Annotated in this window: 7 protein-coding genes and 1 tRNA gene; 3 read left to right on the top strand and 5 right to left on the bottom strand. The window is 39.4% G+C overall.

Features of this window, described 5'->3' with window-relative positions; genetic code table 11:
- The first annotated feature begins 146 nt into the window (after window positions 1-146).
- On the top strand, window positions 147-2,360 hold the full coding sequence (locus G451_RS0102960; protein WP_027183101.1) for a sensor histidine kinase: 2,214 nt from the start codon (window positions 147-149) through the stop codon (window positions 2,358-2,360).
- Between the two features lies 1 nt (window position 2,361).
- A complete protein-coding gene (locus G451_RS0102955; RefSeq protein ID WP_027183100.1) occupies window positions 2,362-3,957 on the top strand; it encodes a hypothetical protein in 1,596 nt (531 codons plus the stop codon).
- 14 nt (window positions 3,958-3,971) lie between these two features.
- Here the strand turns inward: G451_RS0102955 and G451_RS35265 are convergent, their stop codons facing one another.
- The 5 genes from G451_RS35265 to G451_RS0102930 all read right to left on the bottom strand — a co-directional run bounded on the left by G451_RS35265 (window position 3,972) and on the right by G451_RS0102930 (window position 9,114).
- Window positions 3,972-4,328 carry a DndE family protein gene (locus G451_RS35265; protein WP_051261068.1) on the bottom strand — a complete coding sequence of 119 codons (357 nt, stop codon included), beginning with the start codon at window positions 4,326-4,328 and terminating at the stop codon, window positions 3,972-3,974.
- Between the two features lie 9 nt (window positions 4,329-4,337).
- Complete coding sequence (dndD, locus tag G451_RS0102945) at window positions 4,338-6,284, bottom strand: DNA sulfur modification protein DndD (protein WP_027183099.1); 1,947 nt, start codon at window positions 6,282-6,284, stop codon at window positions 4,338-4,340.
- Window positions 6,281-7,690 carry a DNA phosphorothioation system sulfurtransferase DndC gene (dndC, locus tag G451_RS27195; protein WP_051261067.1) on the bottom strand — a complete coding sequence of 470 codons (1,410 nt, stop codon included), beginning with the start codon at window positions 7,688-7,690 and terminating at the stop codon, window positions 6,281-6,283. Before dndC ends, dndD begins: the two co-directional genes overlap by 4 nt.
- Window positions 7,691-8,791, bottom strand: coding sequence for a DNA sulfur modification protein DndB (dndB, locus tag G451_RS0102935; protein ID WP_051261066.1), 1,101 nt, complete (start codon window positions 8,789-8,791; stop codon window positions 7,691-7,693).
- 246 nt (window positions 8,792-9,037) lie between these two features.
- A tRNA-Pro gene (locus tag G451_RS0102930) sits at window positions 9,038-9,114 on the bottom strand.
- Between the two features lie 228 nt (window positions 9,115-9,342).
- Here G451_RS0102930 and G451_RS0102925 point away from each other — a divergent pair.
- The gene (locus tag G451_RS0102925) at window positions 9,343-11,868 is read left to right on the top strand and encodes a plasma-membrane proton-efflux P-type ATPase (protein WP_027183097.1); all 2,526 of its coding nucleotides are present in this window, start codon (window positions 9,343-9,345) and stop codon (window positions 11,866-11,868) included.
- Window positions 11,869-12,513: the final 645 nt, after the last annotated feature.

Here is a 12,513-nt window from a genome sequence, read left to right as displayed (position 1 = left end):
TTACCTTAACTGCTGGTCCAGATTTTGAGAGCTACTTCTTTCAACACACCCGCCCCTCCTAAGTATTTAATCATTCTCTTTTAAAAATACTCGTGATATGGACATTAAATACACCAAACACGTTCATCTTTGACCTAGAGTAAGCAATGTCAACAAGTCCTTTCACCATAAAGCCAAGAATTTTAGCTCACTTTGGTGATGGTCTCATACGGAATGAGATCATCGCTCTGACGGAACTTGTGAAGAACTCTTATGATGCAAACGCTGAAAATTGTACTGTTAAATTTTTCTTCGATGAATCGGATCAGTCGAATTATAAACCGTTCAAAATAGTAATTTGGGATGATGGCGATGGAATGACGAGAGAAGACATTGTTAACTATTGGTTGACCGTTGGAACTGATCATAAAAAGCATGAGGTTGTAGCCTCCACCTTAGGGAAGCGAATACCACTTGGAGAAAAAGGAATAGGCCGATTTGGAGTACATAAATTAGGTGAAAAAATATTCATTAAAACAAAGACAGAACACACGGCCCCTCTCTCTTTCAATATTGACTGGACAAAATTGAAACATTCTCAGTCATTTGATGACTTTAATGTCAACATAGAAGAGAATAAAGCTCCATTTTCAAGGCCCAAAGGCCTCACCTATAGAATCGAAAATATAAAAGGAGAATGGTCCAAAACAAAGTTAAGAAATATTTATCGAGCTCTTACTGCACTTAACGTAGAATTTTCACAAAGCGACTGCAACCTCAAAGAGAATACTAAAGTTCAGAAGCTTATTCAATTTGCAAATAAAAGTAATACTAGTGACCAATTTCGAGTGAAAATAAAGTCCGAAGGAAATAGTACTGTTTTTAAAAACCTTAAAACATTTAATGAAATAAAAGAATCAGCCTGTTACGAATGTGATATGTTCCTAAGTGGCAACCAAATCCTTGACTTCCAGTATTACTTCCACCCCCTTGGTAAACTTGAGGAAAAATTTGACGAGAAATCTATAACCATTATCGATCTTCAGGCCAATGAACGCCTACTACAACGAGAGGCAGAACAATTTAGCGAGAATGAGCCACAAGAAGGCAATACTCCTGAGGGCCTATTTAAAAAATCTGAAGTTATTGAGCTTCCTCAAAAAGAAATTGGGGATATCTATATCAAACTTTATGCTTTTGAAAAAACAGCTACCATTAAAAGGGAGACAGGTCTTGGTCGAGATGTTGATGACTATTTAAGGGAAAGTGCTGGTATTCGTGTCTATCGAAATGGAATGCGCGTTTATGATTATGGAGAAAAAGGCAATGATTGGCTTGGACTAAGCAGCACGAGCAATATAGGAAAGCAGTTAAGAAATGAACATGTCGTTGGATATGTATTTCTAGATAGAAAAAACAGTGGTAAATTAATTGAAAAAACGAATCGCGAAGGATTTATTGAAAATTATGAATATTTTCTTTTTACTGATGCTTTGAAATGGGCTATAAAGCACACTTTTTTAAATTATAGAAACATCGACAAAGACATACTATCCTCTTACTATTCAAAAACGGCAGAACCTGTAATCGCTTTGCTTAAAGAGACACAAGACTATATTGAAAAATACATTGAAAACAAAAAACACAAAGCAGTCCTCACGAAACATATATATACTATAGAGAAAGAATATAAAGAAATTGTCGATACACTTTATCTCAGTGCAGGATTGGGTCTATTGAGCACATCAGTCGTTCATGAAATTGAAAAATTGATTAAAGAACTCAACAACCAGATTAGTTGTGCCCCTGCTTCGGACAAGGTAAAGATGCTTGTTCGCCGTTTGAATTCGACGATAAAAAGATTTTCTTTCTTGATAAAAAAAACAGACAAAAAAAAACACAATATTGAGTCTGTATATGAACAGGCCCTACTATTTGTTGAACTCCGAGTTCTTCATCATTCTATTACACTAACTATGGACAGCGATACCAACTCCAAATGCATCGCATCAATGAATCATGCAACAAATGTATTATTAAACATATTCGACAATTCTATTTATTGGATAAATAATACAAGGAAAAAAAATAAGCTTATCAGGGTCTACATTACTGATCAATATTCAGACGGTTATGTAACAATTTTGATAGCCGACAATGGCCCTGGATTCCCTGCTAATCCAAAGTATCTTATGAAGCCCTTTGTATCGACAAAGCCGTATTCTATAGGATCAGGTCTCGGGCTCTATATCGCACATGAACTAATGGAAGGTATGCAAGGATCTCTTTCTTTTCCTGATTTTGATGATGTATCTGAATTTCTTGATGACACACTTGCATCAGGAGCAATTATCGCACTTAATTTCAAGAAGGCTAATTAAAATGAACAGTATTAATATTTCAAACTGGGTTAGATCAGCTCTTATTATTGATGATAAATGGGGGGAAGTAAAAAGTCTAATACAAATGCTGAATTCTAATGGAGTTTCTACAAGCTACTATAATCCCAATCCAGACAACGATTCTTTAAAAGAGAGTTTAAATCTTAAATTTTTAGATGAATTAGAAGAGGATATGAAGGATACACTTGTTAACATTTTAGATAAATTTCATGAACAACTTAACAACGAAGTACTATCATATACAAGAATAGCATCACTGACAGATGGAACCACATGTAACTATAATCTTATTTTTTTAGATATTGATTTTGGATTTGAATTTGCTGCGGAAAATGTAAAAAATCAAGTCAGCTATGCTTTGAATCTGCTTAAAAAAAAACTGAGCCCCAAAACAGTGCCTTATGGCATAGTCGTCTGGTCAAAAGAATCAACGTCCCCGCATGAGGACCCAGACGGACAAGCTTATTCAACTCTAGAATATATGAAAAAAATGTTTTATAGCGAAGCACTAGGAGAGAACACGAAGCCTTTGTTTATTGTTGACATTAAAAAAGCTACGTTTTGGGAAAATAGCGATTACTCTAATCTGATCCAAACAATTAATGAGCAATTACAATCAGACAAAATGGCAAAGTTCTTTGCCCACTGGAATGAGGAAGTTTTAAACTCTGCGGCATTAACGTATAAAGACATGCAGCACTACGCAGAAATGCTTGCAAAAGAAAGTAACACACCTTTAGAAACTGAATTTTTTAATATCCTCAAACACACAACATATTCTTATTTTGGTTTTTCTAAAAGACAAGAAGGTGGTTTTTGTGATATTCTATCACGATACTCTTTTAGTTATATGTCAAGTTTATTGTATGACTACTTAAGAAGCCATTTTTGCCAAAAGAAAATAACGGGAATATTTGATGATTTGGATAATAATATTGAGCAAAAATTGTCACATATAGAGAATCATGTCAAAACTAACTATAAAAATTTTTCTAGATCACTTAAAAAGTGTAACAAGAAGCTTCCAGATGAAATCGAAAAAGAATTGGAAAAAATAGTCAAATCATGCGTTACAAACGCTACTGAAACTTCTTTGTGCGACATAATAGCACAATTAAACTTTCGATCTTTCTTTGATACTGTTGTATCTGATCTAAACAATTTACCAGGACTTCTGTATTTAAATAAAAACCTAACAGAAAGTTCTTCTTTAAAAAACGGCTCAGCTAATAAAGAGAATTGTAAAGTATATATTAACATTACCCCTGCTTGTGATATTGCTCAAGGAAATACAGACGCAAGCTTATTCCTGGGGGGAGAAATTCATCCATATAGCTCTTACTCTAAAGCATTCAGATATTTTCGAGCAATTGAAAAAGATAGATTCCACAAAATACCACCGGTACTGATAGAAGAAGGAGCCTATTTCGTTTTTTGTTTTGATTTAAAAAACATCCATCGTGAATTCGACAGAGAAAATTTTAAAACACGATACCTGCTTAAAGATTCTATTCTTGCTAATCTAATGCAAAAATTTGGCCAGCATAACTCTCGGCTTGGGGCCAGGACCTTTTAGGAAATCAAGACAAACTAAACTGATAAGAGAGTTTCAATATCACTAAACTTTGCACATTGGGCAAATAAAATATCCACACCTCGATAGAGGTGGGCCTTAAAACATGTAAAAGTATCGACGTATTGAAGACTTTTCGCACAGCGCTGAATGATTAGTGCAGTTATAATTTGATCGAGTTCCCCCAACAAGACAGATCTGTGAAACTCCATTCCATCACAGATTTGTTCTTCGTAAATCGGGTCAGACTTATCTTTGAGAGATAAAAGAATTGCATACCGAATGAGAACATTGGGATTAAGGCTCGTTTTTCCTTTCAGGCTAATGAGCCTGTTGGTTGTTTGTTTAGGAAGTCTTATTCGTGTAAATTTCATTGGTTTTCTTTATGCCGCTTCTCGTGTTCCTTTGATGTTCACTTTTAGTACGTCTGTAGATTGCTCTAATTTATTGTACTTAAGTGAGTAGACATCTGAAACGGCTGGGCTGAGTTGTTGCAGTAAATCATTGTTTATCTCTTCATCTGTAGAGAGCAATATCAATTGGTTAATCGAAGGATAGTAATTCTCGACAAGACTTCTTCGATGAAAACTATCCAATCTTGCCAAAGGAGTATCAATAATTGTGGGAATATTACTGCTTGCGAGTGCAGCTAAAGCCCACTGGATAGCTGTAGCAAACATTTGTTGCTCTCCTGCAGAAAGAGATCGCAAGTCAATGTATTCTCCATTCTGCCCCAAAAGAAGAACTGAAAAATTGCTTGTGATTTGAACATCAGTAATAAGTTGTTTTTTTCGGAACAAAATTTTTATGTTATGTAAAATGAGACGCTGAAGGGTTTCCAATCTGCGTTGAAACAAATCTATTTTGATGCGGCCCAGGATATGAGGGAATCTATTTGCTAGATATTCCGATTTACTTTCTGTATCTCTCTTTTCAATTTGCTTCAAAATCGATTTCTTTTTATTCATAACGATAGTAACATCGTTTTCAATGCGTTTTTTTTGCCCAAGCAGCTCTTCCTGATGTTTTTCGTGTTTCATAATCTGAACGTTCAGGCTTTTTATTTCTGAAAGTACTTTAGCAAGTTCAGAATCATCAGGAATTTTCTCTAAAGCAGATTCTATTGCTAAGAGTTCATGACAGACTGTATTCATTTCAGAAAAGAGCTCTGAAGCCTGAGGTCGAACGACATCATTTACCATTCGTATCGTAGCTAAAATATCATCGGTTTGTTTTGAAGAAAGGCCATGAACTGGTTGCTGTGTTGAACAGTATGAGACAACCAGAGTATCAAGAGCTGCTTGTATAGCATCTACAGGCACTTTTTCCTTAATTAAAACGCATTCAAGTTCTTTTCTTTTTTTTTCAACATAGCTGTTAATGACTAATTTAACAGAAGTTTCTCGTTCCACAATCAATTGATCGGATAATTCTTTTAACTCTCCTGAAAGAACACAAAGAGGAAGGTAGTTTTGAGAAAGTTCTCTTATTTTTGTTTGAATATTCTCAACTTTCTGCTCTAAATTTTTTTTTCTTTCTCTTAACATTTCATGGGATAAAGCGAGATTGCCGCCAGCCTCAAAAAAAGCTGCTTCCTTACTTCCCAATTGCTTTTTACACTTTTTAATGGACTCATTGATTTCGGCATATTGTTGATGAAGGGTTTCTCCTCTTTTATGCAGTATAGGCAATTCCGCATTGATATTTTCTAACTTTAAAAGCAATTCTTTATATTCTGTTTTTCCTTCTACCGATTCGGTGTTGTATTTTTGTACCGCAGCCTCAAGATCATTCACAGCACTTAACCCTATGAGCTTTTTCACTGCATTACTAATTTCACCAGAACTTAAAGATTCTCCTAAATGATTAATTTTTTCACCGTCGAAAAAAAAGAGTCCCATCATCCCAAGTGGAATTATACTAAAAACAAATTCTTGATAAAATTGTGAAGTGACATCCTGAAATGGGATTCCTTCTTTTAAAATGGATAATGATTCTCGAATCTTATTGTGAGAATGCTGCCATTCTCGACTAAGTGTATATTTTTCAATCCCTGCTAAAGTACGAAGATGAAAATCTAACTCAACCGAGGCTGAAATTTCACTACTTCGAATAAAACTATTTAGGTATGTATGGTAATTTTTTTTATTATTATTAAATAAAAAAGGGCCATATAATCCTATTTTTATTGCTTGAAGTATACTCGTTTTCCCGGCACCATTTTCTCCTAAAATAACAGTAATTGTATTTCCCGGCTTATGATGAAGGTGAAGCTGATGCTCACCTTTGAAAGACGCAATATTTTTAATTTTGATACAATCTATAATCATTTGATGTCTCTGTATATTTCAACTTCAGAACGCCACTCTTTACTAAATATCTTAGCCACCTTGTTCTTCAATTGCACTTTGGATCGTAGACCTTGATGGTACTGGGCCGCTGTGAGTAATTCCATTGCAAGATCAGCAGGGAACCCTTCTTCATTGCAAATACTCATTACAGCTTCTTTGTCTTCAAATGTAAGAAATCCAATTTCATCAATACCATTATCTATTTTCTTGCCGTACACCTCCTCATATATGGCATAAACACTGCTCTCCCAATCGTTCTTCTCTTCCTTCCAAAGACGTTGGATTTCATGAAGCTCATCTTGCTGAATTAGATTGATATAATCTGAATCATGATATGGATTACAGTTATTTAAATTCCTTTCTGTTTGCAAAAGAGAACGTAAAAATTTTTTTCTAAATTCCATAGTATATGGGCCACGAGCTAGCTCTTTGACACCTTCTTCTTCCAGCTTTCCCCGAATGAAAAGGATTTGTCCGTTTCGCTTTATATGCTCCCTATAGAGTTTCTTTTTGTCTGGTTCTTGGGTTAAAAGCAAAATTTCCCTTAGCTCTTGAAGAGGTGCTAACCAATTTTCACCATGCTTGATAAGTGAAGATAATGCCTTTTCATTTTTAACGACAGTACAACACCAACAACCAAAACGGCTTTTTCCGCAGCTCGGAGATTTAATATCTAAGATTAAAGGACATTCCCCATCACTTGCATTTTTATACATGTATACAAGTTCTCTGTTATCTGCTCCCCATGGAGAACTGTATTCCAATAGGTAATCCCAAACTTCTTCCGTTTCCCAATCCTCTATCAGCGTGTAGACATGAGCTGCCGGTATGTCAGGATGAGGATTATACTTCTTCCCTAAAACTTTATGCGACTCTATTCGCTTTTTTCGAACTGAACTTTCGCTTTTACGTGAACCAAGCAACAAGATTGCTCCAGAAGCTTCAAAAGCCTGAGAGCGAATAAAATTTGAAGTTGGCTCAATCTTTAATCGATCAGTACACCATCTAAAATTATTCGTCGGTGCAGGATAACCTTTTCCAAGAAGATTAACCCAAAAGGTATTCTTCACATCGGGAAAAACCTTAATCGGCCTTATTGGAATCTGCTGTAATCTTGCAGCTTCAAGCATCCGTTTTAAATTTAGCTCAATATGATTAATAACTTTCGGAATTTCAACAAGTGTATCTGATGATAAAATATATATTGGTTTAAAGAGTCTATTCTTTTCGAGAGAAGCCAAAGCATGCCACACTAACTGAACAAGAGCAGTGGAATCTTTTCCACCACTATAGCCCAAAATCCATGGCCAACTATCTGCGAGATATTGTTCCTGTATTTCTTTATAGATATCATCAAGGTGACGGCCAGCATAAATTGAATTCATCTATTTTAACAGCCTTTGCTTTTGCTGATATAATTGTTCAGCATTGGACTCTCTTTCATTAAGTGAAATATTTGATCTCAATTTGAGTATATTAGTGGTAAGCATAAGACTCATGTTTGATTTTGTAATTTTTCCATTTTGCAATGCACGACCTTCCCATAGTGGATTATCCCGTCGCCAATCTTCATTTGCTACAATTGATATAATTTCTTCTGTTCCAATTCCAGCTTCACCAGCTGCACTTGCTATTGTAGCAGCAGAATTGAGAAAAATATTATGCCCACTTAGGTAATTTTGTCTCAATATACTTGAAGCTAATTTTCCTCTAAAGTGTTCCTGCCATTCATTAAGTTCGTTCCCCAATTTTTCCCAAAAGTCACACGCGTAACTACTATTTTTTTTAGTAGAGTCATTACGTTTTCCAAGTAAAATTTTTGTCGCATTATAAATTCCATTCAAAGTAAATAACTTTATTGAACGATTTGAAATTGTAGTTTTTTCAAATTCAATAACATCATGAAAAAAAGAAACATCGCTAGCTACAGTTCGTGCTATTTTAGCAAAATCATCTCTTGTATCATATAGTATATTTAACGATTGTGCTGGTTTAAGCGTATATCGATTTAAATCGGTAAATATTTGCTGGCTCATTTCAAGACCAGGATCGTTAAAAAAAATTATCGGTAAAAGTTCATATTCATGGCCCCGATGTTCTTTTAAAGAGTCTATTATTGCAGAAATCCTATGTTGCCCATCATTTATAATATATTGAGCTCTATCCTTTACAATTAACAATCCAACATTTGAAGTTCCGTCAGTACTTTCAAAATTAATATCACCATCGATCGATACAGTAGCAGCTGAAAAGACATAACCATTTAGATTTGAAAGCAAATACTTCTCAATCGCTTTAACACGAGTTTTATTAATTACTCGTTGAGCTCTTTGAGAAGGCGGAATCCCTGTGTTATCTAAATCGTTAAAAATTTCGGGTAAAAGGTAAAAGGGGCAATTCACAAGATAATATTCTCGTCCAGCCTGAACTCCTCTCACAGCGAAAAATCTACGCTCATATAATTCTGTCGGCTGATTAATTAACACACAAGATCTCCTGGTAAAAACATAATGCACCTAGTGGAAGTTGTTTTTTTCACTTCCACATCAGGTATAACATGTCTTTACGCCAGTCAATGATGAAGAACCACAACCTTATGAGATTCAATTCCTTCTTTGACGTAGTCTTCCCCCTGCCATCCTGGGTGGGTGGTAAAAAGGGTGGTACTCGTCAATGCAACGAAAAAAGGCCGGTTAGCTTTTCAACTAACCGGCCTGAATTCTTTTCTTTTCTGGTCGGGATGAGAGGATTTGAACCTCCGACCCCCTGAACCCCATTCAGGTGCGCTCCCAGGCTGCGCTACATCCCGACGCGAAGGAGGACTTTTTACGTTGACGTACTGGAGTTGTCAAAGGTTTTTTAAAAAAATTTTGAAAAAAAATATTCGAAGGATGGGATTCGCCTTTCTTCACATTTTGCGCCGGCGAGACCTCATATATTCACCAGTTCGCCATTTCCATTTCTTCTTATCTATGCAATAGGATACGGCGAACCGTGTTTTTTTTGGAATTTCCCTGATAAACGCGACGGAGGTGACATGGACTGGCAAATTGACAGCGATACCGCGCAGAAACAATCGGGAGACGAAGTTCTTCAGTACTTCAAGACGTCACTCTCCCAAGGGTTGTCCTCGGACGAAGCCGCCAGTCGACTGGAACAGGTCGGCAAAAATGCTTTGGAAACCACCAAGGTCAATCCGCTTCTCCAATTTCTCGGTTATTTCTGGGGTCCGATTCCCTGGATGATTGAAGCTGCGGCCATCTTATCGGTGGTCGTTCGCGACTGGGTCGACTTCTCCATCATTATGGCGCTCCTCATTTTCAATGCCTTGATCGGGTTTTGGGAAGAATTCAAAGCGGCAAACGCATTGGATGCGCTCAAAAGCCAACTTGCGTTGCAGGCTCGTGCGTTGCGCGATGGAAAATGGCAGGAAACACCGGCCGAAGACCTCGTGCCCGGCGATATTGTCCGGTTGCGTCTTGGCGACGTTATACCGGCCGACGTCAAACTGCTCGATGGCGACTATATCAGCATCGACCAAGCTGCGCTGACCGGTGAATCTCTGCCCGTCAACAAACAGCCCGGCGATGTGGCCTATTCCGGATCAGTGGCTAAACAAGGCGAAATGGTCGCCGTTGTCACAGGAACCGGTGGGAATACATTTTTTGGACGCACGGCCAAACTTGTGGAATCGGCCGGCGCAACCTCGCATTTCCAAAAGGCCGTTATGAAGGTGGGCGACTTCCTCATCTTCGTCGCCATTGGCCTGGCCATTATTCTCATTGGTACGGAAATCTGGCGCGGAAAGAACATTCTCGATCTTGTTCAGTTCGTCCTGATCCTCGTTGTTGCCTCCATTCCTGTAGCTATGCCGGCCGTGCTGTCCGTTACCATGGCGCTTGGCGCGCTCTCGCTGTCCAAGATGAAAGCCATTGTGGCGAAACTTCAGTCCATCGAAGAAATGGCCGGCATCGATATCCTCTGTTCCGACAAAACCGGCACGCTGACGAAGAACCAGCTCACTTTGGGTGACCCCATCTTGTTTGGAGCGCAGAATGCCGACGAACTCATCCTGGCCGGGGCCCTGGCTTCCAAAGCGGAAAACCAGGATGCCATCGATTTGGCCATTCTCGGCGGAGTGAAGGATCAAAGCACCCTTTCCGGTTACACTCAGACCAAATTTACGCCGTTTGACCCCGTGAGCAAACGCACATCGGCCAATATTACGGATGCATCGGGGAAATCCTTCACCATTGCCAAAGGCGCTCCGCAAGTCATTCTGGCCCTATCCAATATGAGTGAAGCCGACTCGACCAAAGCCGTTCAGACCGTCGATGAGCTTGCCGCCAAAGGCTATCGGACCATCGCCGTTGCCCGAAGCGAGGATGGCACAACATGGACCTATCTCGGCATTCTGCCACTCTATGATCCACCGCGCGACGACTCGGCCGAAACCATCCGCCAAGCCATGGAACATGGTATTCAGGTCAAAATGGTCACCGGCGACGATACGGCCATCGGTCGCGAAATATCTCGCCAGCTCGGTATGGGCACGAATATTCAGTCTGCTTCGGATGTGTTCAAAGACGTTCAGGACATCGACAATATCCCTGAATCCGTGGCGGCCCGCATCGAAAAAGCCGAAGGATTTGGTCAAGTCTTTCCGGAACACAAGTATGGCATCGTCAAAGCCTTGCAAAAACGCGGGCACCTCGTGGCAATGACCGGTGACGGAGTCAATGATGCACCAGCCCTGAAACAGGCCGATGCCGGGGTTGCTGTTTCCGGTGCAACGGATGCGGCCCGCGCCGCGGCGGCATTGGTTCTGACCGCTCCGGGTCTGTCCGTCATCATCAAAGCCGTCGAAGAGGCACGCCGCATTTTCGAACGCATGATGAGCTACACCATTTATCGTATCGCCATGACCATCGACATTATGTTTTTCGTGGTGTTGGCCATGCTCGTGTACGATATCTACCCATTGACGGCCGTCATGATCATTTTGCTTGCCTTGCTCGACGATATCCCCATCATGACGATTGCGTATGATAATGCGTTTCTGGAAAAGAAACCCGTCAAATGGGACATGCACCGCGTGCTGAGTATCTCCAGCGTCCTCGGAGGGCTAGCGGTTGTCGAAACGTTCGGCCTGCTTTACCTCGCCGAAAAGTACGCCATGCCCATGTGGGGACTGCAAATCAAGCATATCCAGACTATGCTCTTCCTCCAGCTTGTTGCCGGCGGCCACCTCATGCTCTTTCTCACGCGGACCAAACGCGCCTTCTTTCTGCCACCCTACCCAAGTTGGCAGTTATTCTGGGCTATCGTTCTTACTCAGATTTTTGCAGTCATTCTCTGCGGGTATGGCTTTGGACTTGTTCCAGCGATTCCTTGGGATCTTATCGGGTATGTCTGGCTCTACAACTTTATCTGGATGCTCGTGCAAGATCTCGTCAAGCTCGGTACCTACACGCTCATCAACAACGAAGCCAAACACAAACGAGGTTTTCTCCGAAACATGTCCCGCTCGCTGCATTCACACGGAGATTTGCACAGATCGTAAGGAACGCTCAACACACAAACACAGATCGAACGGCTGAGAAGGAAACCCTTCTCAGCCGTTTTTCAAATATAAAGTCAAAGGCGACCGCTTTCCAGAAAACTTCATTCACACATTAATTTTATCCAGCCCTCAACAAGGCGTCTCCCTCCTCCTCTCTCGTTCTTGCTTCTCCACAACAGAAGCGATATATCTCTGCATCATACACGATCATTTTCAGTACAATGGCTATGAGACTAATACGTTCATTAGAGTGAGTTCCCTCTCATTGAGATGAGAATACCGTTATGCGCTCTTCGACTGCCTTTCGCTGTTCTCAACATCATACACCTCCTTTTACAACACCGACCACCGTTCCCACTGTCCCGTTGACACATATCGTCTCTTCGCAGTGCTTTCATCATAAATTCTATATGTTTTCAATTCATACCATACGCTATGTTCCACATCTTCATTCACCACAAGATGTAATACAAAATCACATAACATATCAATGCCATATCATCAACATCACTATTTTTTTAATAATAATTAACACAGACAGGCATCATAATGCTACTTCCCAGAATCATTCTTTTTTAAAAAATAGTTCAGGTTATGTCATTTTTGACAAACACAACTACGACAACAAATATGGTAAATTCACCT

The organism is Desulfovibrio inopinatus DSM 10711 (assembly GCF_000429305.1).
Classification (GTDB): domain Bacteria; phylum Desulfobacterota; class Desulfovibrionia; order Desulfovibrionales; family Desulfovibrionaceae; genus Alteridesulfovibrio; species Alteridesulfovibrio inopinatus.
This window is presented reverse-complemented; position numbering and strand designations above follow the sequence as displayed.

Coding starts and splice junctions, on each gene's coding strand:
- G451_RS0102955 (WP_027183100.1), top strand. CDS start 2,362: ATGAACAGTATTAATATTTCAAACTGGGTTAGATCAGCTCTTATTATT.
- G451_RS0102960 (WP_027183101.1), top strand. CDS start 147: ATGTCAACAAGTCCTTTCACCATAAAGCCAAGAATTTTAGCTCACTTT.
- G451_RS35265 (WP_051261068.1), bottom strand. CDS start 4,328: ATGAAATTTACACGAATAAGACTTCCTAAACAAACAACCAACAGGCTC.
- dndD (WP_027183099.1), bottom strand. CDS start 6,284: ATGATTATAGATTGTATCAAAATTAAAAATATTGCGTCTTTCAAAGGT.
- G451_RS0102925 (WP_027183097.1), top strand. CDS start 9,343: ATGGACTGGCAAATTGACAGCGATACCGCGCAGAAACAATCGGGAGAC.
- dndC (WP_051261067.1), bottom strand. CDS start 7,690: ATGAATTCAATTTATGCTGGCCGTCACCTTGATGATATCTATAAAGAA.